The 25,489-nt window shown below is 73.3% G+C and carries 10 protein-coding genes; 6 read left to right on the top strand and 4 right to left on the bottom strand.

The window, feature by feature from the left end:
* Window positions 1–26 precede the first annotated feature (26 nt).
* The 4 genes from AQI95_RS40345 (at window position 27) to AQI95_RS40330 (ending at window position 18,735) form a co-directional block, all read left to right on the top strand.
* A complete protein-coding gene (locus tag AQI95_RS40345) occupies window positions 27–5,600 on the top strand; it encodes a type I polyketide synthase (RefSeq protein ID WP_244189031.1) in 5,574 nt (1,857 codons plus the stop codon).
* Window positions 5,601–5,609: 9 nt separating this feature from the next.
* Window positions 5,610–12,194, top strand: a complete 6,585-nt coding sequence (locus AQI95_RS40340; protein ID WP_067135898.1) for a type I polyketide synthase — start codon at window positions 5,610–5,612, stop codon at window positions 12,192–12,194.
* Window positions 12,195–12,199: 5 nt separating this feature from the next.
* Window positions 12,200–15,316, top strand: coding sequence for a type I polyketide synthase (locus tag AQI95_RS40335; RefSeq protein ID WP_067135896.1), 3,117 nt, complete (start codon window positions 12,200–12,202; stop codon window positions 15,314–15,316).
* 191 nt (window positions 15,317–15,507) lie between these two features.
* Window positions 15,508–18,735 (top strand): non-ribosomal peptide synthetase, encoded by a 3,228-nt coding sequence (locus AQI95_RS40330; RefSeq protein ID WP_279617050.1) that lies wholly within the window; start codon window positions 15,508–15,510, stop codon window positions 18,733–18,735.
* A 92-nt stretch (window positions 18,736–18,827) separates the two neighbouring features.
* Here the strand turns inward: AQI95_RS40330 and AQI95_RS40325 are convergent, their stop codons facing one another.
* Window positions 18,828–19,604: a MerR family transcriptional regulator gene (locus AQI95_RS40325; protein ID WP_067135894.1), complete on the bottom strand. Its 777-nt coding sequence runs from the start codon at window positions 19,602–19,604 to the stop codon at window positions 18,828–18,830.
* Window positions 19,605–19,608: 4 nt separating this feature from the next.
* Window positions 19,609–20,409 carry an alpha/beta fold hydrolase gene (locus tag AQI95_RS40320; protein ID WP_067135892.1) on the bottom strand — a complete coding sequence of 267 codons (801 nt, stop codon included), beginning with the start codon at window positions 20,407–20,409 and terminating at the stop codon, window positions 19,609–19,611.
* A gap of 250 nt (window positions 20,410–20,659) precedes the next feature.
* On the opposite strand from AQI95_RS40320, the gene AQI95_RS40315 reads away from it, so the two are divergent.
* Window positions 20,660–21,871: a cytochrome P450 gene (locus AQI95_RS40315; protein WP_244189030.1), complete on the top strand. Its 1,212-nt coding sequence runs from the start codon at window positions 20,660–20,662 to the stop codon at window positions 21,869–21,871.
* Window positions 21,872–21,970: 99 nt separating this feature from the next.
* Here AQI95_RS40315 and AQI95_RS40310 read toward each other — a convergent pair whose 3' ends face one another.
* Window positions 21,971–23,443 carry an FAD-dependent monooxygenase gene (locus tag AQI95_RS40310; RefSeq protein ID WP_079071872.1) on the bottom strand — a complete coding sequence of 491 codons (1,473 nt, stop codon included), beginning with the start codon at window positions 23,441–23,443 and terminating at the stop codon, window positions 21,971–21,973.
* A 132-nt stretch (window positions 23,444–23,575) separates the two neighbouring features.
* Here AQI95_RS40310 and AQI95_RS40305 point away from each other — a divergent pair, with 132 nt between their 5' ends.
* Entirely contained in the window at window positions 23,576–24,202 is a 627-nt protein-coding gene (locus AQI95_RS40305; protein WP_067135889.1) for a TetR/AcrR family transcriptional regulator C-terminal domain-containing protein, read from the top strand.
* Window positions 24,203–24,345: 143 nt separating this feature from the next.
* Here the strand turns inward: AQI95_RS40305 and AQI95_RS40300 are convergent, their stop codons facing one another.
* Window positions 24,346–25,107, bottom strand: a complete 762-nt coding sequence (locus tag AQI95_RS40300) for a thioesterase II family protein (RefSeq protein WP_067135887.1) — start codon at window positions 25,105–25,107, stop codon at window positions 24,346–24,348.
* Between the last annotated feature and the right edge of the window lie 382 nt (window positions 25,108–25,489).

The following is a 25,489-nucleotide window of genomic DNA, read 5'->3' as shown; positions in this document are numbered from 1 at the left end:
CTGAGCAACCGTTGGGGGAGGCCCTGGTGGAGGATGTCGACAAGCTCCGGTCCTACTTGCGACGCGCCGTCGGCGATGCGCAGCAGCTGCGCGAGCGGGTGCGCGAGCTGGAGGAGTCCGCTCGCGAGCCCGTCGCGGTCGTGGGTGTGGGGTGTCGCTTCCCGGGCGGGGTGACGTCCCCCGAAGGGCTGTGGTCGGTCGTGTCCGGCGGTGTGGACGCGATGAGCGAGTTCCCGGCGGACCGCGGGTGGGACACGGCGGCCCTGTACGACCCGGACCCCGAGGCGCCCGGGACGACGTACACGCGCTCCGGCGGCTTTCTGACCGGTCTCGCCGACTTCGACGCGCCGTTCTTCGGCATCAGCCCGCGCGAGGCGCTGGCGATGGATCCGCAGCAGCGGCTGATGCTGGAGACGTCCTGGGAAGCGCTGGAACGGGCGGGCATCGACCCGGCCGGGCTGCGGGGTTCGGCGACCGGGGTGTTCACCGGGATCTACGCCGTCGACTACGGCCCGCGGATGGGCGGCCGGGCCGCCGCCGAGGTGGAGGGCTACGCGCTCGCCGGGAGGTACACCAGCGTGGCCTCGGGCCGGGTGGCGTACGTGCTCGGTCTGCAGGGCCCGGCGGTCTCGACCGACACCGCGTGCTCGTCGTCGCTCGTCGCCGTCCACCAGGCCGTGCGGTCCCTGCGTTCCGGGGAGTGCACGCTGGCGTTGGCCGGCGGGGTCTCCACGCTGCCGACTCCGGGACTGCTCGTGGAGCTGGGCCGCCAGCGGGGCCTGTCGGCGGACGGCCGGTGCAAGGCGTTCGCCGACGCGGCGGACGGCACCGGCTTCTCCGAGGGCGCGGGCGTGCTGGTCCTGGAGCGGCTCTCGGACGCGCTCCGGGCCGGGCGGCGCGTCTGGGCGGTGATCCGCGGCTCGGCGATCAACCAGGACGGGGCGTCCAACGGCCTGACCGCGCCGAACGAACTGGCGCAGCGCCGGGTCATCCGGGCGGCCCTGGCCGACGCCGGGCTGTCGGCCGGCGAGGTGGACGCGGTGGAGGCGCACGGCACCGGCACCACGCTGGGCGACCCGATGGAGGCGGAGGCGCTGCTGGCCACCTACGGCCAGGACCGCGACCCGGGCAGCCCGCTGTGGCTGGGGTCGCTGAAGTCGAACATCGGCCACACGCAGGCCGCCGCGGGCGTCGGCGGGATCATCAAGATGGTCATGGCGATGCGGCACGGGGTGCTGCCGAGGACCCTGCACGTGGACCGTCCCTCGACGCACGTGGACTGGACGGCCGGTGCGGTGGAGCTGCTCACCGAGGCCAGGCGGTGGACCGGCGCACAGGGACGGCCCCGGCGGGCCGGCGTCTCCGCCTTCGGGATCAGCGGCACCAACGCGCACCTGATCCTCGAACAGGCCCCCGACGCACGGCAGGAGCAGGAGACCCCGGCTCGTCCGCGTTCCGGCCAGGCGTCCACCGGCGCCCCGGCGGCGCTGCCGTGGGTGCTGTCGGCGCGGTCGGAGCAGGCGCTGCGGGAGCAGGCGCTGCGGCTGCGGGACCTCGTGGCCGCGGACGCGGACCTGCCGCTCGCGGGCGTGGGGCACGCGCTGCTGACGACGCGATCGCTCTTCGAGCACCGACAGGTGGTGATCGGCGCCGACCGGGACGAACTGCTCGCCGCCCTCACCGCCGCTGCCGCCGGCGACGCGAGCGGCCCTGCCGGTGTGGTGTCCGGAGCCGCGAGGCCGGTGGGCGACACGGTGTTCGTCTTCCCCGGCCAGGGCTCGCAGTGGACCGGGATGGGGCGAGAACTGTGCGCCTCCTCCCCGGTCTTCGCGCGCCGGATGCGGGAGTGCGCCGAGGCACTGTCGCCGTACGTGGACTGGTCCCTCCTCGATGTGCTCGGGGACGCCGAGGCGCTTCAGCGGGTGGATGTCGTCCAGCCCGCGCTGTGGGCCGTGATGGTGTCGCTGGCCGAGGTGTGGCGCTCGTACGGGGTGCGGCCCGCGGCCGTCGTGGGCCACTCGCAGGGGGAGATCGCCGCCGCCTGTGTCGCGGGTGCCCTCTCGATCGAGGACGCCGCGAAGGTGGTCGCGCTCCGCTCGAAGGCGATCCTGGCACTGTCGGGGCACGGGGGCATGGTGTCGGTCGCGCTGCCGGTCCAGGACGTGCGGGCCCGCCTGACGGACGGGCTGTCGGTCGCGGCGGTCAACGGGCCCTCGTCCGTCGTGGTGTCGGGCGACGTGGCCGAACTGGACGCGCTGCTGGCCGCCTGCGAAGCGGACGAGGTACGGGCCCGCCGGGTTCCGGTGGACTACGCCTCGCACGGCGCGCACGTGGAGGCCATCCACGACGAACTGCGCCGAGCTCTCGCGGGACTTGAGCCGCGTACGGCGAAGGTGCCGTTCTTCTCGACCGTGACGGCCGACTGGCTGGACACGACGGAGCTGGACGCCGAGTACTGGTACACCAACCTGCGCCGCACGGTCCGCTTCCAGGAGGCGGTCTCGGCCCTGGCCGAGCAGGGCTTCCGGTGCTTCGTCGAGGCCTCCGCCCACCCGGTCCTGACGGTCGGGGTGGAGCAGACCCTGGACGGCGCCGGGGTCGAGGCCGTCGTCGTGGGCACCCTGCGCCGCGGCGAGGGCGACCTCGCACGGTGGTACCGGTCGGCGGCCGAGGCCTTCGTGGCGGGCGCCGCGGTGTCCTGGGAGCCGGCGTTCGAGGGCTGGGACGGCCGCTGGGTGGAACTGCCCACGTACGCCTTCCAGCGGCAGCGCTACTGGCTGGACACACCCGAGGAGACCACCACCGCGCAGAGCACGTCGGACCACCCGCTGCTCGATGCCGTGATCGAGCTGCCCGACGACACGGAGCACGGTGGCGTGGTGGGCAGCGGACGCCTGTCGCTCGAGCGCCACCCCTGGCTCGCCGACCATGTCGTCCACGGCGCCGTCCTGGTCCCGGCGACGGTGCTGCTGGAGATGGCGGTGTGGACGGCGCACAGGGCGGGATGCGACGTCGTCGACGAACTCACCCTGGAGACACCGCTGGTGCTCTCCCGGACGGCCGGTCGCGAGATCCGTGTCGTCGTCGACGGCAAGCGTGTGATCAGCGTGCACTCACGGGGGGAGGGCGAACCCGGGTGGACGCGGAACGCCGTCGGGGCCGCCGGGTCCGGCACCGCGCGCACCCCTGACGGGGAAAGCCTCCTCGCGTGGCCGCCCGCGGGCGCGGTCGGCGTGCCCTTCGAGGACGAGTACACGAGGCTGTCCGCCCTCGGGTTCGACCACGGGCCGCTGCTGCGCGGTCTGAAGCAGGTGTGGCGCCGGGGCGACGCCCTGTACGCGGAGGTGGAACTGCCCGCGCCCGACGGCGCGGACCGGAGCCGGTTCCGCATCCACCCGGCACTGCTCCACGCCGCGCTGCTCCCGATCGGCCTCGGGCGGATCGTCGACGACTCCCGGCCCGAGGGCTGGCTGCCGTACCGCTGCACGGGCATCCGCGTGGACTGCGCCCGGCCGGCCGGGCTGCGCGTCGCCCTCACGCCCGCGGGCGAGAACGCGCTGTCCGTGACCATCGCCGATCTGGACGGCCGGCCGGTCGGCGGGATCGCATCGCTGGACCTGCGGCCCGCGGACGTCGAGGCACTGACCGAGCTGAGCTTCGACCACCAGGACTCCCTGTTCCGGGTGGACTGGGTGCCCCTCGCGGTCCCCTCCGCCCCCGCCGCCGGCCGCTGTGCGCTGCTGGGCGCGGCCGACGCGCTCACCGCGTCCCCGGGACAGGGCGAAGCGGTCTTCGCCGACCTCCGGGAACTCGCCGCGTCCGGCGGGGAGATACCCCCCGTCGTCATCGCCGGCACGGAGGGGGCGGGCGCCGACGGCGAGGACACACCCGCCGCCGTCGCACGCGACCTGCACCAGGTGCTGCGGTGGACGCAGGACTGGCTGCGCGAGGACCGGTTCGGCGACGCACGCCTGGTCATCGTGACGCGGGCGGCGGTCCACGACGAGCAGGTCGCCCGCGCCGACCCCGCGGCGGCCGCGGTCTGGGGATTCGTGCGCACCGCGCAGACCGAGAACCCGGGCCGGTTCGTACTCGTGGACACGGACGGCCGGCCCGCCTCGTGGGCCTGCGTCCCGGCGGCGGCCGAGACCGGCCAGGACCAGCTGAAGATCCGGGCCGGCATCGTGACCACCCCGCAACTGGCCCACGCCCACGGTGCGCCCGCCGCTCGCGCGTCCCACGGCGGAGCGCGGGACGTGCCCGCCCTCGGATCCGGGACCGTGCTGATCACCGGCGGCACCGGCGGCCTCGGAGCGAAGCTGGCCCGGCATCTCGTGGCGCGGCACGGCGTGCGGAGCCTGCTGCTGACCAGCAGGCGAGGGCCGGCGGCCCCGGCGGCGGCAGCGCTGCGCGAGGAACTGACCGGGGCGGGCGCCCACGTCGAGGTCGTGGCCTGCGACGTCACGAGCCGCGACTCGGTTGCCGATGCGATCGCCGCGGTGCCGTCGGAGCATCCGCTGACGGCGGTGATCCACTGCGCGGGCGTGCTCGACGACGGCGTCGTCGAGGCGCTCACCGAGGACCGCGTCGACGCGGTCCTCGCGCCGAAGGTGCGCGGCGCCTGGCACCTGCACGAGCTGACCCGGCATCTGGACCTTTCCGCGTTCGTGCTGTTCTCCTCGATCGCGAGCGTCCTCGGGACGGCGGGACAGGCCAACTACGCGGCGGCCAACGCGTTCCTCAACGGCCTCGCCGAGGCCCGCCGGGCCGAAGGACTGGCGGCCGCCTCGTTGTGCTGGGGCTTTTGGGCGGAACGCAGTGAGATGGTCGCCGACATCGGCGACGCGGACGTCGTACGCCTGCAACGGCAGGGCGTGCTGCCGATGTCGACACGGGAGGGGCTCGCCCTCTTCGACGCGGCGATCGCGCTGGACGAGCCGGTGCTGGTGCCCGCGCGACTGCGCCTGTCGGCACCGGACGCCCCGCACGCCGGGCCCGTGGCCTCGCCGCTCCTGCGCGCTCTGCTCGGGACGCCTGCCGGTCCGGGCGGCCGGGAGTCCACCGACGGCGCGCTGGCGCAGCACCTGAGGTCGCTGCCGCCGGCCGACGCCGAGGCGGCGCTGCTCGACGCGGTCCGCACGCAGACCGCGATCGTCCTCGGCCACGCCGACACCGGGAGGATCGGACCCGACGCGACGTTCAAGAAGCTCGGGATCGACTCGCTCACGGCGCTGGAACTGCGCAACAAGCTGGGGGCGGTGACCGGCCTGAAGCTGCCCGCCACGCTCGCGTTCGACCATCCGAACCCCAGCGCCCTCGCGCAGTTCCTGACCACGCGCATCGCCCCCGACCCCGGTGCCGGCCGGCCGTCCGCGGCCGATCACCTGGTCAAGGAGATCGAAGGACTGGGCGCCCTGCTGCAGGACGCGTTCCTGCAGCTCGCACAGGAGGAGCAGGCGACCGTCTCCACACTGCTCGGCGAGCTGCAGGGCCGAGTCCGCTCGATGGCGGGCGCCGGATCACCGGTCGCCATCGTCGACCAGATCAGTTCGGCCTCGGCGGGAGAGCTTCTCGCGCTACTGGACAAAGAGCTCGGCTAGGGGAGAGCGATGACGAACGACAACAACGCCGATGTTCTCGACTACCTCAAGCGGACGTCGATCGAGCTGATCGAGACCCGCAAGCGGCTGCAGGAGCTGACGGAGGCCGCCGCCGAACCCATCGCGGTGGTGGGGGCCGCCTGCCGGTTCCCGGGCGGGGCGGCCTCCCCGGAGGAGCTGTGGGAGCTGGTGCGGGCGGGCGCGGACGTCGTGTCGGACTTCCCCGAGGACCGCAACTGGGACCTGGAGGGCCTGTACGACCCCGATCCGGACCGGCCGGGCACCTGCTACACGCGCTCGGGCGGGTTCCTGTACGACGCGGCCGACTTCGACGCCGAGTTCTTCGGGATCAACCCGCGCGAGGCGCTGGCCGCCGACCCGCAGCAGCGGCTGCTCCTGGAGACCTCGTGGGAGTCCCTGGAACGCGCCGGCATCGACCCGCTGACCCTGCGCGGCAGCGACACCGGCGTGTTCGCCGGTCTCGCGTACTTCGGGTACGGCAACCACTTCTTCACCCCCGAGGCCATCTCGGGCTACGCGCAGACCGGTTCGCTGCTGAGCGTGGCCTCGGGCCGGGTGGCGTACACACTGGGCCTTGAGGGCCCGGCGGTCTCGACCGACACCGCCTGCTCGTCGTCGCTGGTGACGGTGCACCAGGCGGTGCAGTCGCTGCGGCAGGGCGAATGCGGCCTCGCGCTGGCCGGCGGCGTCACCGTCATGGCGCTGCCGCAGGTGTTCCGGGAGTTCGCGCGGCAGCGGGGCCTGTCGGCGGACGGGCGGTGCAAGGCGTTCGCCGACGCGGCGGACGGCACCGGCTTCTCCGAGGGCGTCGGGATGCTGGTCCTGGAGCGGCTCTCGGACGCGCGCCGGGCCGGCCGGCGCGTCTGGGCGGTGATCCGCGGCTCGGCGATCAACCAGGACGGTGCCTCCAACGGCCTGACCGCGCCGAACGGGCCGGCCCAGCAGCGCGTGATCCGGGCGGCGTTGGCCAACGCCCGGGTGCAGGCGAGCGACGTCGACGTGGTGGAGGCGCACGGCACCGGCACCACGCTGGGCGACCCCATCGAGGCGCAGGCCCTGCTGGCCACCTACGGCCAGGACCGCGACCCGGACAACCCGCTGTGGCTGGGGTCGCTCAAGTCGAACATCGGCCACACGCAGGCCGCCGCGGGCGTCGGCGGGATCATCAAGATGATCATGGCGATGCGGCACGGGGTGCTGCCGAGGACCCTGCACGTGGACCGTCCCTCGACACATGTGGACTGGACGGCCGGCGTGGTGGAACTGCTCACCGAGGCCAGGCAGTGGACCACCGCACCGGGACGGCCCCGGCGGGCCGGCGTCTCCAGCTTCGGGGCCAGTGGCACCAACGCGCACCTGATCCTCGAACAGGCCCCCGAGGAGGAGACGGCGCCCGACGCCGCCGGTCATGTCCCGCCCGCCGCCGCCGCCGACGGGCCGGTGCCGTGGATCGTGTCGGCCCGCTCGCCCAAGGCGCTGCGGGCGCAGGCCGCAAGACTGCGCGACGTCGCCGCCGACACGGACGCGGACATCGCCGACGTCGGCTGGTCGCTGGTGTCGGGCCGGACGCCCTTCGAGCACCGCGCGGTGGTGCTGGGAGGCGACCGGGACGAGCTGCGACGCGGTCTGACCGCACTGAGCGAGGGCACGGAGTCCGCCGCGGTGGTGCGCGGCGTCGCCGGGGAACTCGGCGGAACCGTCTTCATGTTCCCGGGCCAGGGCTCCCCATGGGCCGGCGCGGCACGGCAGTTGTACGACACCTACCCCGCCTTCGCGCAGAGCCTCGACGAGATCTGCGAACGCTTCGACGCCCATCTGCCCTTCGCCCTGCGGCCCCTGCTCCTCGCCGACGAGCCCGCGCGTCCCGAGCGGACGGACATCGCGCAGCCCGCGCTGTTCGCCCTGCAGGTCAGCCTGTACCGGCTCCTGGCCCGGTACTGCCCGCGGCCGAGCCACCTGATCGGCCACTCCGTCGGCGAGATCGCCGCCGCCCATGTGTCGGGAGTCCTCGACCTGGACACCGCGACCAGGCTCGTGGCCGCGCGCGGACGCACCATGCAGACGGTCACCGAGCCCGGCGCCATGCTCGCCGTACGCGCCACGGAAGCCCACGTGAGCGCGCTGCTCGGCGGGTACGACCGTGTCGGCGTCGCCGCCGTCAACGGCCCGGAGTCGGTCGTCGTCTCGGGCCTGCGCGACCAGGTCCACGCCCTGCGCGACCGGCTCGTCGCCGACGGCACCTCGGCGAAGCTGCTCGCCGTCGACCACGCCTTCCACTCCCCCCTCATGGACCCGATCCTGGACGAGTTCGCCCGATCACTCGGCGAGCTCCCCCCGGGCGGGACGTCGATCCCGATCGTCTCCACCAGGCTGGGCCGCGAGGTCACGCCCGAGGAACTGACGTCCGCCGCGTACTGGGTGAACCACGTCCGCGAACCCGTGCGCTTCCACGACGCGGTGGAGTGCGCCCGTGCGGCCGGCGGACACGTCTTCCTCGAAGTGGGGCCGGGCGCGACGCTCGCGACCATCACCAAGGAGAACTTCGCCGGTGAGGGCGTGCACGACGCGGTGGTCCTCTCGGCGGCACGGCGGGACCGCACCGGGCCGCAGGCGCTGATCGGCGCGCTCGCGGAGCTGCATGTGCGGGGCGCATCCGTGGACTTCGGCGCCCTGTTCGGGACGCGCCGGCCGGTCGATCTTCCGACCTACGCGTTCCAGCGGCAGCGGTACTGGCTGGACTTCCTGGCCGGGATGCGGTCGGCGGACGTCGCCTCCGCCGGTCTGTCGGCCCCGGACCACCCGCTGCTCGGTGCCGTGGTCGACCACCCCGGCACCGACGAGCTGGTCTTCACCGACCTGTGGTCCCTGCGGACCCACGACTGGCTGGCCGATCACGCCGTGTTCGGGGCGGTCGTCGTCCCGGCGACGGCCTACCTGGACCTGGCGCTGTCGGTGGGCGACCACGTGGGGTGCGCCGCGGTCGAGGAACTCTCGCTGGAAGTCCCCCTGGTCCTCCCCGACTCGGGCGATGTACAGGTGCGGGTCGTCGTCGGCGCGGCGGACGAGACGGGACGCCGCTCCCTGGACGTGTACGCGCGTCCCGGCGACGCCGTCCCGGCGGTGGGCGGCTGGACCCGCCACGCGATGGGGAGCCTGTCGCCGAGCACACCGCACCCGGCCGCGGGGGCCGAGGACACACGCTCGCTCGCCGTGTGGCCACCGGCCGGTGCGAGGCGGCTCGACTTCGACGGCCTCTACGACTCCCTCGCGGACGGGGGTTTCGACTACGGTCCGGCGTTCCGCGGGCTGCGCGAGGTCTGGCAGCACGGCGACGATCTCTACGCCCTCGCCACCCTGCCGGACACCGCCGGGGGTTCGAGGGGCGGCGGGTTCGCACTGCATCCGGCGCTGATCGACACCGTGCTGCACGCGGTGGTGGCCGGCGGTGTCATCGAGGTGACGGGCGAGAAGGGCTGGATGCCCTTCTCGTGGTCCGGCGTGCACCTGGCCGGGGAGTGCGGCCCGACCGTGCGGGTCCGCCTCTCCCCGGCCGGCGAAGGCGTCGTGTCGCTGGCGATCGCCGACGAGCACGGCCGCCCCGTCGCGCATGCCGAGTCCCTCACGTTCCGGCCGGCCAGTGCCGAGCAGGTGCGCTCGGCGCGCGGCGGTCAGGAGCGGTCGCTGTACGAACTGCAGTGGCGACCGGTCCGGCACGGCGAGCGGGTGACGCGCCGCGAGCCGTGGGGCGTGCTCGGCGCGGGCGACGGCCTGGCCGCCCGGCTCCTCGATGCGGGGGGCGAGAGCGTCGTGCTCCACGGGTCCCTGGACGAGGTCCTCGCGGGGGAGGTGCCCCGGCACCTCGTCCTCTGCCTGGACGACTCGGTCGACACCGGCACCGACACCGATCCGCTCACCGCGGTCGGCGACGCGGACAAGCACGTGCTGGACCTGGTCCAGCGGTTCCTCGCCGAGGAGGCGCTCGCCGCGTCCACGCTGGTGGTGCTGACCCGGCTGGCCCTGGACACCGGTGGCGGGGAGAGCGTCGAAAGCCTTCCCGGCGCGTCGGTGTGGGGACTGGTCCGCTCCGCCCAGACGGAGCACCCCGGCAGGTTCCGGCTCCTCGACATCGACGACGAGGACGCCTCCTGGGCCCGCCTGCCCGACGCGCCGGCCCTCGGCGAGGACCAACTGGCGCTGCGCGGCGGCACGTACCTCGTCCCGCGCCTGGCGCCGGCCGCACCCGCGGACCACCGGCTCGATCCCCCGGCGCCCGGCGCCCACCGGCTGGGCATCCCGAGCAAGGGGACGCTGGAGAACCTGACCTGGGTGCCGTGCCCCGAGGTGGCGGCGCCCCTGACGAGCGGCCAGGTCCGCATCGCCGTCCAGGCCGCGGGGCTCAACTTCCGGGACGTCACCATCGCCCTCGGACTGGTGGACAGGACCGCCATCGACGCCGGGCTCGGCAGCGAGGGCTCCGGAGTCGTGCTGGAGGTGGCGCCCGACGTGACACGTCTGGCGCCGGGCGACCGGGTGACCGGCATCTTCTCCGGCGCCTTCGGCCGCGTGGCCGTCGCGGACCACCGCCTGCTCGTGCCCGTACCCGACGGATGGAGCCACGCCGAGGCGGCGTCCATGCCGAGCACCTTCCTCACCGCCTACTACGCGCTGTTCCACGTGACGAAGCTCAGGAAGGGGCAGCGGATCCTCATCCACGCCGCGGCCGGCGGCGTCGGCATGGCCGCCGTCCAACTGGCCCAGCACGTCGGCGCCGAGATCTACGCGACCGCGAGCCCGGCCAAGTGGCCCGTCCTGCGCGGCCTCGGACTGGACGAGCAGCACCTGGCGTCGTCGCGCGATCTGGACTTCGCGCAGAAGTTCCTGCACGCCACGGGCGGGCGCGGTGTGGACGTCGTACTGAACTCGCTCGCGCACTCCTACGTCGACGCCTCGCTGAAGCTGCTCCCCGAGGGCGGGGACTTCGTCGAGATGGGGAAGACGGACATCCGCGATCCCCACCGGGTGGCGGCCGATCACCCCGGAGTCGACTACGCGGCCTTCGACCTCTACGCGGCGGGCCCGGACGTGATCCACGACTTGTTCCGGGACGTCATGGAGCTGTTCGCCGACGGGCGGGTGCGGCTGACCCCGATCTGCGTCCGCGACATCCGCGACGCCCGCAGGACGTTCCGCGAGATGAGCCAGGGCCGCCACGTCGGCAAGCTGGTCTTCGACGTGGGCGGCGGCCTCGGCGGCGGCACCGTACTGGTCACCGGCGGGACCGGGGGAGTGGGTTCGCTCGTGGCGCGGCACCTCGTCGCCGAACACGGCGTGCGGAGCCTGGTGCTGGCGAGCCGTCGGGGAACGGCGGCCGACGGGGTTCCCGAGCTGGTCGCGGACCTGGAGGGCGCGGGCGCGGCCGTCCGCGTCGTGGCCTGCGACGTCGCGGACCGGGCCGCCGTGGCGGACCTGCTCGCGGACATGCCCCCGCAGTACCCGCTGACGGCGGTCGTGCACGCGGCCGGTGTGCTGGCGGACGGCACCGTCGAGTCGCTGACCGCGCAGAGCCTCGACCATGTGCTGCGGGCCAAGGCCGGCGGTGCCCTCAACCTGCACGAGCTGACCCGCCGACGCCCCCTGTCGGCGTTCGTCGAGTTCTCCGCCCTCGCGGGCACGCTCGGCAACGCGGGGCAGGCGAACTACGCCGCCGCGAACGCCTTCCTGGACGGCCTGGCCGCACAGCGCAGGGCGGCCGGCCTGGTCGGCACCTCGCTGTGCTGGGGCTGGTGGGAGCAGAGCAGCGGCATGACCGGGGACCTGGACCGGGCCGACCTCTCCCGGCTGCGGCGGACGGGCGTCGCCGCGATGCCGACACCCGAGGCACTGGCCCTGTTCGACGCGGCGTGCGCGCTCGGCAAACCGGTCCTCGTCCCGGCCCGGGTCGACGTCGCCGCGCTGCGCGAGCGGGCCCGTGACGAACTGCCGCCGCTCCTGCGCGACCTCGCCGACGGCGGTCGTCCACGCCGAGACAGGGCGGGCACGGCCAAGGACGGCAGCTCCCTCGGCCTGTCCGCGAAGCTGGCCGCCCTCACGGCGGACGAGGCGGAGGCGGCCGCCCTGGACTGGGTCCGCGAGCAGGTCGCCATCGTGCTCGGACACCCCGCCGGCGCGCTCCTCGACGTCGACCAGGCGTTCACCCAGCTCGGATTCGACTCGCTGACCTCGGTCGAACTCTGCAACCGCCTGGCCTTTGCGACCGGACTGCGCCTGCCCTCCACCCTCGTCTTCAGCTATCCCACGCCACGCGAGCTGAGCGGGCACCTCCTCGGTCTGCTGCGGCCCGTACCGGACGCGGGCCCGGACGCGGCCGAGGACGCGGAGATCCGGGAGGCGCTGCGCAGCGTCTCGATCGACAGCCTGCGCAGCGCGGGCCTGTTGGAGCTGGTTCTGGCGTGCGCCGACCAGCCCCGGCCGGGCGGCGACGCACCGGTGGCGGACACGGACGCCGGTGCGGACGAACTGTCGGACCTGGACCTGGAAGCACTGGTCGACCTGGCTCTGGACGAGAAGAGGTAAGTGACATGACCAACTCCGCTCAAGGCACGGCGGAGGGCGCGGACCGGGTCCAGCGAGCGCTCCGCACACTCCTGGAGGAGCGCGACCGCCTCCGGCAGGAGAACGACGCCCTGAAAGCCGGCCGCGGCGAGCCGATCGCCGTGGTGTCCATGGCGTGCCGCTACCCGGGAGGCGTCACCTCGCCCGAGGAGCTGTGGGGTGTGGTCCGCGGCGGCCTGGACGTCGTGGACGAGTTCCCGAAGGACCGCGGGTGGCGGGACGTGTACGACCCGGATCCCGACGCCGTCGGCAGGTCGTACACGCGCCAGGGCGGGTTCCTCACCGACGTGGCCGGCTTCGACGCGGAATTCTTCGGCATCAGTCCGCGCGAGGCGCTCGCGGTCGATCCGCACCACCGCTTGCTGCTGGAGACGTCGTGGGAGGTCTTCGAGCGGGCCGGGATCGTCCCCGCCGACGTGCGCGGCACCGACGTCGGCGTCTTCTGCGGGGTCAGCTCGACCGAGTACGGGTGGCGCTTCCTGGAGGGGAGCCCGAAGGAACTGGAGGGCTACCTGCTCTACGGCAGTTCGCTGAGCGTCGCCTCCGGCCGGGTGGCGTACGAGCTGGGGCTGACCGGACCGGCCGTGTCCCTGGACACGGCGTGTTCGTCCTCGCTGGTGGCCATGCACATGGCGGCGCAGTCACTGCGTTCGGGCGAGTGCTCGCTCGCGCTGGCGGGCGGGGCGTCGGTGATCTCCACGCCCGCGATGTTCGTGGAGTTCTCCCGGCTGGGCGCCCTGTCGGCCGGCGGCCGGTGCAAGGCCTTCGCGGACGGAGCCGACGGGACCGGCTGGGCCGAGGGGGTGGGTGTGCTGCTGCTGGAGCGGCTGTCCGACGCCCGCCGCAACGGCCACCCGGTGCTGGCCGTCCTGCGGGGTTCCGCGGTGAATCAGGACGGGGCCAGCAACGGGCTGACCGCCCCCAACGGCCGCGCCCAGGAGAAGGTGATCCGCAGGGCACTGGCGAACGCGGGTGTCTCGCCCGCCGAGGTGGACCTGGTCGAGGCCCACGGCACCGGAACCACGCTGGGCGACCCCATCGAGGCGGACGCGCTGCTCGCGACCTACGGGCAGGACCGGGCCGAGGGCAGGCCGCTCCGGCTGGGCTCCCTGAAGTCGAACATCGGTCACTCCATGGCCGCCGCCGGGGTCGGCGGGGTCATCAAGACCGTGATGGCCATGCGCCACGGGTACCTGCCGAAGACCCTGCACGTGGACACCCCCTCACGGCACGTCGACTGGTCATCGGGCGGGGTCGAACTGCTGGTGGAGGGGCGGGAGTGGACCCGGGCGGACGGTCCGCGGCGGGCCGGGGTGTCCTCGTTCGGAGTCAGCGGCACCAACGCCCATGTGATCCTGGAGGAGGCCCCGCCCGCGGAGCGGGCGGCCGGGCCCGGCCCGGACGCGGGCGCCGTCGGCGGGCTCGTGCCGTGGGTGGTGTCGGGCAAGAGTGCGGCGGCCCTGCGGCGGCAGGCGGGCAGGCTGCGCGACTTCGTCGCCGCCGCGCCGGATGCGGATGTCGCCGACCTCGGCTGGTCGTTGGTGTCGAGCCGGTCGCGGTTCGAGCACCGTGCGGTGGTGCTGGGCCGCGATCAGGACGAACTGCTCGGCGCCCTGACGGCGCTGAGCGACGGCGCCGAGTCCCCGGCGGTGGTGCGAGGCACCGCAGGGAAGCTCGGCGGCGTCGTCTTCATGTTCCCCGGGCAGGGCTCGCAGTGGGTCGGCATGGGCCGGCAGCTGTACGACACCTTCCCCGTCTTCGCGCAGAGCCTCGACGCGTGCGGGGCCGCACTGGCCGAGTGGGTCGACTGGTCGCTGCTCGACGTGGTGCGCGGCGTGGCGGGGGCGCCGGGCCTGGACCGGGTGGACGTGGTGCAGCCGGCGCTGTTCTCGGTGATGGTGTCCATGGCCGCCCTGTGGCGGTCCTGGGGCGTGGAACCGGCCGCGGTGGTGGGCCACAGCCAGGGCGAGATAGCCGCCGCCCACGTCTGCGGCGCGCTGTCCCTGCGGGACGCCGCCAAGACCGTGGCGCTGCGCAGCAAGGCTCTGGTGGACCTGATCGGCCACGGCGGGATGGCATCGGTCGCGGAGTCCGCGGACGTCGTGGCGCAGCGGCTCGCCCCGTGGGGCGAGAGGCTGAGCGTCGCCGTCGTCAACGGACCCCGCTCGGTGGTGGTCTCCGGGGAGCCGGACGCGCTCGACGAGTTCGTCGAGAAGATGAAGGCCGACGGTGCTCAGGCCCGCAGGATCTCGGTCGACTACGCCTCCCACTCGCACCAGGTGGCCCGGGTCCGCGACCAGGTGATCGGCTCGCTGTCCGACGTCGGCCCGAAGACGTCGACGCTGCCCTTCTACTCGACCCTGTACGGCGAGAGCATCGACACCGCGCGGCTGAACGGCGACTACTGGTACACCAACCTGCGCGAGAAGGTCCTCTTCGCGACCTCCGTGCGACGCCTGGCCGAGGACGGCTTCCGCGTCTTCGTCGAGATGAGCCCGCACCCCGTGCTGACCGTCCCGGTCCAGGAGATGGTCGAGGACGTCGACGACGCCGTCGTCCTGTCCTCGGCACGGCGGGACCGGGACGAGGTGGAGGCCGTGCTCGGCTCGCTGGCCCACCTCCACGTCCGGGGCGGATCGGTGGACTTCGGCGCCCTGTTCGGGGCGCGCCGGCGGGTGGACCTTCCGACGTACGCGTTCCAGCGGCAGCGGTACTGGCTGAACTCCTCGCACACACCGGCCGCGGCGGAGCTGCCCCCGACCGAGCCGACCGCGGACGACGCCGATGCCGTCCCCCTGTCCGACCGGCTCTGCGACCTCCCCGGTGACGACGCGAAGGCACTCGTCCTCGACCACGTCCTCGAGAAGGTCGCCGTCGTGCTCGGACACTCCTCCCGCGAATCCGTCGGCCCCGACCAGGAGTTCAAGGAGATCGGATTCGACTCGCTGCTCTCGGTCGAGCTGAGCAAACGCCTGACCGCGTCCACCGGACTCAAGCTGAGGGCGAACCTGGTGCTGCGACACCCGTCTCCGAGGCGGGTCGCCGAGCACATCACGTCCTCGATGGCCAAGAGCGGCCGGTAGTGATCCCGCCGGGTTCCGGGCGATCTTCCGCCCGGCGGGCATGTCCCGCCGGCGGGACACCGCAAGCACGAAAGCGGCCCGTCCCGCCCGGCACCAAGGTGTCTTGAACGGCTGAATCACTTCCCTGAAGGTGGGGGTGATCTGCGAAATTCCTCCGATTCCCGGGCCTGTCTGCTGAGGGGTTGATCTGTGTGCGTTCGTTCGGTGCGCCGCCTGCGCATAAAGGACTGTGGCTGGCGGAGAAGGTGTCCCCCGACACGCTGAACCATGCGCTGACCATGTGGGACGTGGACGGTGAACTGGACGCGGCGATCATGGAAGCCACGTTCCTGCACGTGCTGGACGAGGCGGAGGTACTGCGCGTCACCTTCGCCGACGACGGCAGCGGACTGCGGCTGACACCGCGGGAACTGGGGGACTGGCGGCCGTTCTTCCTGGACTTCGCCGCCGAGGCCGACCCCGAGCGGGCGGCGCGCGCCGCGCTGGCCGACCTGCTGCGGGGGCCGTTCGACCTGGAGCGGGACCTGCTGTTCCGGATGGGCGTGGTCAGACTCGCGGCGGCCCGCAACGTCGTGGTGATCGCCTACCACCACCTCATATCGGACGGGTTCGGCACCGGCGGCCTGCTGTCCCGGCGCCTCGCCGAGGTGTACACGGCGCTGGCGAGAGGGGAGGAGGTGCCGCAGCTGCCCCACCCCTGGGACGCCGAGTCGTTCGCGGCCGAGGCGACGGAGTACCTCGCGTCCCAGAAGTTCACCGATGACAAGGAGTTCTGGCGCGACTACCTCGCGGACGCGCCCGCGCCCGCGCAGATCCCGCGCGTCGAGTTGTCCGACGCGGCGCGGTCCGCGCTGTCCGAACCGGTGAACAGCGCCGACCGCTGGGGGGAGCTGACCGAACCCATCGGCATGGTCAGCCGCACACTGTCCGTCCCGCACGCCGAGGCGGACGTGTGGACCGAGACCGCGGACTCCCTGGGCGTGTGGATGTCCACGATGCTGACCGCCGCCGCGGCGGTGTTCCTCCGGCACCGCTGCGACCGTCCGGAGTTCCTCGTCTCGCTGGCCGTGGGCAACCGGGTCGGGGTGGCGAGCAGGACGCCCGGTCTCGCGGTCAACGTGGTGCCGGTACGGGTGCGGGTTCCGCTTCACGCGACCTTCGGCGAGATCGCCGACGCGATGGTCGACGAGACGTACGAGATCTTCGGTCACACCGCCTGCCACTACTCGGACATCCAGCGCGCGAGCGAGACCGTCCTCAGCGACCGCGGCAGCTTCGGTGCCGTCGTGAACGTCGTCGACTTCGTGGAGCAGCTCCACTTCGCCGACAGCCCGGCGCGCTACCTCGGCGGGACGACCGGGGCCTTCGACGAACTGTCGATCGGCGTCTACCGCGACGGAAGCGCCGACAGCGACCTGTTCATCCGGCTCGACGCCCCCGCGGGCCTGTACTCCCGCGCGGAACTCCGCTTCATCGGTGAGGAGTTGATCGCACACATCCGTGCCGTGGTCGCCGCCGGCAACCAGCCGGTCGGTGCCCTCGACGTGGTGAGCGGTGCCGAGCGGGACCGCGTGCTGACGACGCCGGGCGCCACGGACGCGCCACTGCCGGGGCTGACGGTCGCACAACTGTTCGCCCGGCAGGTGGAGCGGGATCCCGCCGCCGTCGCGCTGCTGTCCGGCGACGTCGCGCTCTCCTACCGGGAACTGGACCGGCTCTCGGACCACCTGGCCGAGGCACTGCGACGCCGGCACATCGGACCCGAGACGGTCGTGGCGGTGGCGATGCCCCGCTGCGTCGACCTGGTCGTCGCCCTGCTGGCAGTGGTCAAGGCCGGCGGAGCCTACCTGCCGATCGACCCGACCTCCCCGGCCGAGCGGAACAGGGCGCAGATCGCCGACTCGTCGGCGCGCGCCCTGCTCACCACCGATGCGGCGAGCGCCGAAGCGCTCTCCCGCGACCTGGACGTGAGTGCGCTGGTGCTCGACGACCTCCGGTCGGACACCGCCGACACGGACGGCGACGGTGCGCCGCAGGCGCCGGCCCCGCCGCGTCAGGACAGCCTGCTGGCCCTGATGTACAGCTCCGCATCGACCGGCACGGCCACGGCGGTCGCCGTGACGCACCGGAACATGGAGCGGTTCGTCCTGGACCGCCACTGGCAGGAGGCCGGCCGCAGCACCGTGCTGTGGCACGCCCCGCACACCTCGGACGCGCTCGCCCTCGACGTGTGGACGCCTCTGCTCAACGGCGGCCGGGTGGTCGTCGCTCCCCCGGGGGACCTCGACACCGACGCGCTCACCGAGCTGCGAGCGGCCCACGGGATCTCCGCCCTCTGGCTGCCCGCCGGACTGTTCTCGGCGATCGCGGCGCAGCGCCCCGAGTGCCTCGCCGGGCTGCGCGAGGTGTGGACCGGCGGCGACCGGGTGCCCGCGACCGCGCTGCGGCGGGTGCGGGAGGCCTGCCCCGAACTGGCGATCGTCAGCGGTCACGGTACGACGGAGACGACCGTGTTCACCGCATGCCACCGCCTGGCCGCACACGCACCGGCGCCCCGCGCCGGTGCGCTCGGCCGCCCGATGGACCACACCGCCCTCTATGTGCTCGGGCCGGGACTGGCCCCCGTCCCCGTCGGCGTGACCGGAGAGCTGTACGTGGCCGGGCCCGGCGTCGCCCGTGGCTACCCCGGGCGCCCAGGGCGGACCGCGCAGCGCTTCGTGCCCTGCCCGTTCGGCCCGGACGGCGGGCTCATGCACCGGACCGGAGACCGGGTGCGCTGGGGCGGCGACGGCCGGCTGGAGTACGTGGGCCGGGCCGACGCCCAGCTGGATGTCCGCGGCGTCCGGGTCGAGCCGGCCGAGGTCGAGGAGGCGCTGTCCGAGTACGCCGGGCTGGCGGGGGCGGCGGTGGTCGTCAGGCAGGACGGCTCGGGCCGGCAGCGGCTGGTGGCCTACGCGGTCCCGGTCGCCGGCCGGGCCGTCCCGGGTGAGGAGCTGCGCCGGTTCGCCGCCGGGCGGCTGCCGGAGTCCGCGGTGCCGTCGGTGTTCACGGTGCTGGAACGCCTGCCGGTGACGGAGAACGGGAGGGTGGACCGGGCCCGGCTGCCGGAGCCCGAGTTCGACGACGGCACGTACCGGGCACCGCGCAACGACACCGAGCGGGTGCTGGCCGCGGCCTTCGCCGACGTACTGGAACTGAACCGGGTGGGCATCGACGAGGACTTCTTCGACCTCGGCGGCAACTCGCTGCGGGCGATCAGGCTGGTCGGCCTGATCCGGGCGGAGCTGCACCAGGAGGTGTCGATCCGCCAGCTGTTCGCGGCACGCACCATCATCGGTCTGTCGGACATGTGGAAGGACCTCGCCCAGTCCAGCAGGCCGACGCTGCGCAGGAGGACGAGGGACGGCGCCGTCCTGTGAACGCCGTCCGCCGCTCGCCCGCGCGGCACCCGAAGGCAGGCCCCCGGCGCGGGCGTCGATCGCCCCGACCGGGCCTGCCGGGCGGCCGGCCGTCACTGGTGCGGGATGTCGACACCGGCCGCGCGCAGGTTCGCCTCCAGCAGCTCGGTCAGCCGGGCGGCGGCCGGCGCCTGGTCGTCCCGGTGGTGGTTGATCACCCCGTAGCGGGTGGCGGCGTCGGGTCTGGCCCGGAACTCGGCCGGCATCGCGAGCAGTTCGCGATCGGCCAGCAGCTTCGCGGACAGGGCGGACGCGAGCTGCGCGAGCCGCGGGTCGTCCGGATCCCACGACTCGGCGTCCAGGGAGCACTTCATCAGCTCGACGTACTCCGGGTCGCCGAGCTGGCGCTCGATCTGGACCAGAAAGCTGTCGAAGACCTCCGGCACCAGGGCCCGGGCCAGGATCAGGGCCTCCTGCTGCATGGCCACGTAGTCGGCGCTGAAGCCGAGTTCGGCGAACCGGTCCAGGGCCGTGCAGGCGCGCTCGGGCAGCAGGAGCCGGTCGCCGGCGGCGAGCCGGTGCAGCACCGCGCGCCGCGCGATCAGCTCCTCGATCCGCTCGGTGAGCCGCCGTTCCACGTCGACGAGGGCACCGGCGAACCGCTCGGGATCGGCGTCGAGCAGGTCACCGATCTCGGCCAGCGGCACACCCGCGCCGGCGAGCGTGCGGACCTGGACCAGCCGTACCATGTGGGACGAGCCGTACCGGCGGTATCCGGAGCCGTCGCGTTCCGGTTCGTCGACCAGGCCGAGCCGGTGGTAGTGGCGCACGGTCTTCACCGTGATGTCGGCGAACACGGCCGCCTGACCGATCGTGAGTCCGTACACCATCTGCTCAGCGGGCCCTTTGGTCGTGAGCGGCCGCGGTCTCCCGCACGGCCGCGGCGACGGCCCGGAAGTCCTTGCTCAGAATGTGCGAGTGGTTGCTCGTGACCTTCGTGCTCACCTTGAGGTTCGGGTTCCGGGCGAGCACCGGATCCAGAGAGGCCCGCATCTGCTCCATCTCCTCCTGGCCCCCGCCGAGACTGGCACCCGTGGCGAGGACGTACCGCACCGGACAGGTCAGGCGGTCGAGGACCGGCTCGATGGCGGCGGCGATCTCGTTGATCTCGATATTGACATCGGCGTGCTGGTCGACGGTCATCCGCGCGGCCATGCCCAGCGGGCGCACCAGCGGCAGCAGCAACCGCATCTGGCGGAACTGACGCCGGATCCGCTCCCGGCCCGCCTCTCCGGTCAGACCGTAGGGAACGGCGCCGTCCACGGACACCACCCCGAGGACACGGTCCGGATTCCGGTCGGCCCAGTGCACCGCCACCGCCGCGCCGTAGGACCAGCCGACGAGCAGCGGCCGGTCCACCCCCGTCGCCTCCAGCACGGCGTCGACGTCTCGGACACACGCCTCGAAGGAGTAGTCCGCCGACCGCTTCGACCGGCCGCGGGCCCGCTCGTCGAACGTGATGTGCCGCCATCCGGTGCCCAGTTCGGAGATCACGGGCCGCCAGGGCCGCTGGCTGGAGTAGGAGCCGTTCAGATACACGACCGGACGGCCGGGGCCTCGCGTGTCGCTGACGGCCAGGGCAGTGTCGTCGACAGGGACCATGCCGGTCCAGGCCGAGGCAGTAGAACTGGTCATGGAAGCAGCGTCCACCATGACCCTAGGTCAAGGTCAACCATCGACTTCGCGCCAACCTGGGCTCGGTCGTCGGCCGAATCCGATGCACGCCCCGGAACCGCCGCGACCTCAGATCCGCTCGACCGGCGTCGCACCCCCGGTCCAGAATCGGGAGCCGCCGCGGCCCCGAAGCTAGATTGCTGCACTGTTCCCACAGGCGAAGTCCCCTTCGACCGCCGCCCACGACACCGTTGCCATGGAGGGTGTACGAGTGACCGAGCAGATGATCGATCTGATATTGCAACCCTCGACGCGCACTCAGGAAAGCCCCGTCGCTCCCTCCCCGGCGTGGCGGGAACTGCAGGAGTCCGCCCCGATTCACCGGGTCGACCTGCCGGACGGCCACCACGCCTGGATCCTCACCGACTACGAGCTGATTCGGAGCGTGCTCGCCGATCACCAGCGGTTCAGCTCCCGCCAGGAGCTGTGGCACCTCCCCTTCCCCTTCCTCGGAGAGGGGGACACCATGCCGCCGGCGGGGCCCGGCGACCCTTCGGGGATCGACCCGCCGGATCACACCCGCCTGCGCCGGGCGGTGGCCGGCCTGTTCACCGTGCGGCGCATGCGGCAGCTGACCGAGCGCATCGAGAAGATGACGACCAGGCATCTGGACGCCATGGAGAAGCTGACTCCGCCCGTGGACCTGATGAAGGTGTTCGCGGAGGCCATTCCGTATCTGACGATCTGTGAACTGCTGGCCATCCCGGACGACCGCCGCGGCGAGTTCCACCGGCAGGCCCGCACCGTGCAGAGCTGGGACGCCGGCCTCGAGGAGCGGGGCGCCGCCATCTCGGGGATCCAGGAGTTCCTCACCGGCCTGGTCGCGGAGAAGCGGGCGAACCCGACGGACGACATGATCAGCGACCTGGCCGCCACGGAGCTGGCCCTCGACGAGGTCGTGGGCTTCTGCCTGTACCTGCTGTTCGCCGGGATGGACACGACGGCCAACATGATCGCGACCGGGATGTGGGTGCTGTTCTCCCACCCCGACCAGCTCGCCGCGCTGCGGGAGGACCCCACCCTGATCAACGACGCGGTGGAGGAGCTTCTGCGCTATCTGACCGTGGCGGACATGTCGTTCCGGACCGCGCTGGAGGACGTCGAGCTGGGCGGCGAGATCGTCAAGGCGGGGGAGACGGTCGTGTCCTCCCTCGCGGTGGGCAACCGGGACCCCAAGAAGTACCCCGACCCGGACCGGCTCGACCTGCGCCGCAGGCCCACCGGCCACCTGGCCTTCTCGCACGGTGTCCACCAGTGCCTCGGACAGCAGCTCGCCCGCACGGAGATGCAGGTCGCCATCCCCGCGCTGCTGGAGCGCTTCCCGTCCCTGCGGCTGGCCGCGTCGGACGAGGAGATCAGCATCCGCACCCGCGAGAACGTCTACGGCGTCCACAGCCTGCCGGTCTCCTGGGAGCAGGCCTAGCACTCAGGGCGGCCTCGGCGTTTGCAGGGGAACGCGGGAAGCACCGGCCCACCCACTGGTGGGCCGGCGCTGTCCGGCGGGTGGGCTCACCGAGCGCGCTCAGCGGCACAGGGTGCGCAGGGCGGTGCGGCACTTAGCGGCCCGGCGCTGCGGGTCGGTGTCGGTGCCGGCCCAGGCGATCCGGGCGTCCGGTCGGATGAGCACGGCGGTGACGTCCCGCCAGATCCCGTCCGACGCCTCGGTGTCGACGGTCGCCGCCCGCTGCTCCACACCGCCCGCGGAACACGGCGTCCGCGTCCCGCCGAGGTCCAGCAGCAGCGGCCGGCCGTGGTGCATCAACGGGTGGGCGGTGGGTGCCTCGGCCGTGTCCAGGGCGAGGCCGGCCAGTCGCGTGCCGTCCAGCGGGTGCGCGCCGGGTGCGGCGTCGGCGGGGAGCGGGTCGTCGAAACCGGCGATCCTGCGGGCCCACTGGCGGTTGGTCCGCGGTTCGGCCAGCGCGGCGGACCAGACCTCGCGCAGCGCGATCTGCTCCGGGCTCGCCGCCGCGAACAGGGCGAGCTGCGCACGGGTGTTGTCGATGACGGCGCGGCCGGCCGGCCGGCGCTCCGTGTCGTAGCTGTCGAGCAGTCCGTCGGGCGCACGGCCTTGGAGGGTGGCGGCCAGCTTCCAGCCCAGGTTGGTGGCGTCCTGGATGCCGACGTTCATGCCCTGGCCACCGGCCGGGAAGAACATGTGCGCCGCGTCCCCGGCCACCAGCACCCGTCCGTCCCGGTACCGCGCGGCCTGGCGGGTGGCGTTGCCGTAGCGCGACAGCCACCGGGGGTTGCGGATGGCCAGGTCCCGCCCCAGGAGCGCGCGGGTCTGCTCGCGCACCTCCTCCAGAGTCAGCGGTTCACCGGCGCCGCGGTGCATGGTGGCCGTGGAGAGGCCCGCCAGCCGGTGGACGCCGTCGCCGATCGGGGCCACCAGGAACGAACCGGCCGGTCCGGTGGCGGAGAGCGGTGCGGTGGGCGGGTCGTCGAGCTCGACGTCGGCGAGCCACCCGGTCAGCGTGGTGTCCTGACCGGGGAAGTCGATGCCGGCCGCCTGGCGCACCGCGCTGCGGGTGCCGTCGCAGCCCACCACCCAGCGGGCCCGCACGGTCCGGTGGCTGCGGCCGGACCGGACCACCACCTCGACGGCGTCCGGCCCCTGGGTGAGCGAGACGACCTCCTCCCCGCGCTGCACCCGGGCGCCCACGGCGACCGCGTGCTCCTCCAGGAGCTGTTCGGTGACGGACTGACCGAGCGCCAGCATGAACGGGTGCACCGCTCCGACCGTGGAGAAGTCCAGCCTGGTGGTCGCCGCCCCGAAGTGGCCGGTCGGCACCGGGTTGCCCCGTTCGATGAACCGCTGCGCGAGTCCGCGGGTGGCGAAGGTGTCCAGCGTGCCGGCCTGCATGCCGACCGCGCGCGACCGTCCGTCCGGTGCCGCCCGGCGTTCCACGACGGTCACCTCCACCCCGTGCAGGCGCAACTCCGCGGCCAGCCAGAGCCCCACCGGGCCCGCCCCGGCGATGAGCACGTCGAGCATGACCATCACTTCCTCTCACTCTTGTCCGTTGGACAAGAGTGAGCATGCCCTAGAATTGTCCATTGGACAACAGGGGTTGGACGGCAGGGGCTTCACAACAGGGCGCGGAAGCCGACCGGAGAGGGGCATCGGATGGGTACGACACGGGGCGAGATCGTCGCCGCCACGCTGGCAGTCCTCGACGAGGACGGGCTGGACGGCGTGACCATGCGCGCCGTCGCGGCCCGGCTCGGCGTGCAGCACAACACCGTCCGCTGGCACGCCTCCAGCAAGGGCCGCCTGCTCGAACTGGCCTCCGACGAACTCCTCGCGCACTGTCTCGACGAGCCGCTGCCCGAGACCTTCCCCGACCGCCTCAAGGAACTGAGCCGCCGCTGCCGCACGGCACTGCTCTCCCACCGCGACGCCGCCAGGATGGTCGCGGGCGTCTTCGCGGCCGAGCCCCGCACGCTGCGCTACGCCGACACCGTGGTCGCGACCCTGCTGGCGGCCGGCCACTCGCGGCGCACGGCCGCGTGGACCCACTGGACGATCTTCTACCTGACCCTGGGCCTCACCCAGGAGCAGCAGGCCGCCCAGGAAACCGCACCGGCCCTCCTGCCGGACCAGGTCGCGGCCGACAGCTACCCGGCCCTGGCCGAGGTCCTGCCGTACGTCGGCCCCGACAGCTTCGACCAGCGGTTCGAATTCGCCCTCGACCTGCTCATCGCCGGCCTTCCCCGGGCCGAGGAGCCCCCCGGCCCGGGCCACCGGCGGTGATTCGGGTGGCTTCCCGGCCGGTCGAGACGGCAACCGCACTCGATGCCCTGCGGGAATGACACACCGTCAGTCCCGCGCGCAGCTGACCTGCGGGGACGTGGTGCGTGCGGTCGCCGTACCCATACCCGTACGACGGTGAGCGCTCAGGAAGCCGCGGTGCCGGCGAGCAGCCCCTCGGTGACGGCCGCGGCGACCGGGCCGATCCGCTCGGCGAGGTAGAAGTGGCCGCCGGGGAAGACCTTCAGGGCGAAGTCGCCGCTGGTGTGCTCCCGCCACGTCCGAGCCTCCTGGACCGTCACCATCGGGTCGCGGTCCCCGGTCAGGGCGGTGATCGGGGCGGTGAGCGGCTCTCCCGCGACAAAGCGGTAGGTGCCGAGGGCCCGGTAGTCGGCGCGCAGCGCCGGCAGCACCATCCGCAGAATCTCGGGATCGTCGAGCATGATCTGATCGGTGCCGCCCAGCTCGCGCACATCGGCCAGCACGTCGGCGTCGTCGAAGAGGTGGTAGTCGGCGCTGTTGGGGAGGTGCGCCCCGCCCCGGCCGGAGAGGAACAGCCGCTGCGGGCCGGGCAGTTCGCGCTCGACGAGCAGCCGGGCCGTCTCGAACGCGACGAGCGAGCCCATGCTGTGGCCGAACAGGGCGTACGGCCGCCCGGGGTCCGCGGCCAGTTCGCGGGCCAGCTCCTCGGCCACCGCCTCGACGAGCGGAGCCAGGTCCGTGAACGGCGCCTCGCCGTACCGGTCCTGGCGCCCCGGGTACTGCACGGACAGCACGTCGAAGTCCGCGGGCAGCGTACGCGCCAGGTGCATGTACGCCGTCGCGGAGCCCCCCGCGTGCGGGAAGCACACAAGCCGCGGCCCGACCCCCGCGACCGTGGTGAAGCGCCGGAACCACGTGTTGTTCACCGTAGATGTGTCCTTCCGTCTCCTCTGTGCCGACCTGCCCCGCCCGAGGCGGGACCGTTCCACTGCGCGGCACACGACCTGCTACGACGATGACGGCGGCACGAAGGAAGCCCGCCGGTGCCCTCGGGGGAAGGTAGGGCGCCGACGGGCGGTCCGCTGCTCCGCTCGGGCTCGTGCCGCCCACGAGGAGCTCACGCCCCGAGCCTGGCGCCCCGCCCTCGACGGACGCTCGCAGACCGGTGGAGAGCCCGCACAGCGGGCGTCGAGCGGCACAGGGGAATGCGGCGTAAGAATCTTCCGGCCCAGGGCGGCCACGCGGAAGATCCTCCCTCGCATCAGGCGCCCACGGAGCAAAGACGCAAACACCTTCGGACGGATCGGA

The sequence above is a fragment of the Streptomyces yokosukanensis genome (assembly GCF_001514035.1).
GTDB lineage: Bacteria > Actinomycetota > Actinomycetes > Streptomycetales > Streptomycetaceae > Streptomyces > Streptomyces yokosukanensis.
This window is presented reverse-complemented; position numbering and strand designations above follow the sequence as displayed.

What these genes read in the sequence shown, in the direction of transcription:
- AQI95_RS40340 (WP_067135898.1), top strand. Translation starts at nt 5,610, where the DNA reads ATGACGAACGACAACAACGCCGATGTTCTCGACTACCTCAAGCGGACG.
- AQI95_RS40335 (WP_067135896.1), top strand. Translation starts at nt 12,200, where the DNA reads ATGACCAACTCCGCTCAAGGCACGGCGGAGGGCGCGGACCGGGTCCAG.
- AQI95_RS40325 (WP_067135894.1), bottom strand. Translation starts at nt 19,604, where the DNA reads ATGGTGTACGGACTCACGATCGGTCAGGCGGCCGTGTTCGCCGACATC.
- AQI95_RS40320 (WP_067135892.1), bottom strand. Translation starts at nt 20,409, where the DNA reads ATGACCAGTTCTACTGCCTCGGCCTGGACCGGCATGGTCCCTGTCGAC.
- AQI95_RS40310 (WP_079071872.1), bottom strand. Translation starts at nt 23,443, where the DNA reads ATGCTCGACGTGCTCATCGCCGGGGCGGGCCCGGTGGGGCTCTGGCTG.
- AQI95_RS40305 (WP_067135889.1), top strand. Translation starts at nt 23,576, where the DNA reads ATGGGTACGACACGGGGCGAGATCGTCGCCGCCACGCTGGCAGTCCTC.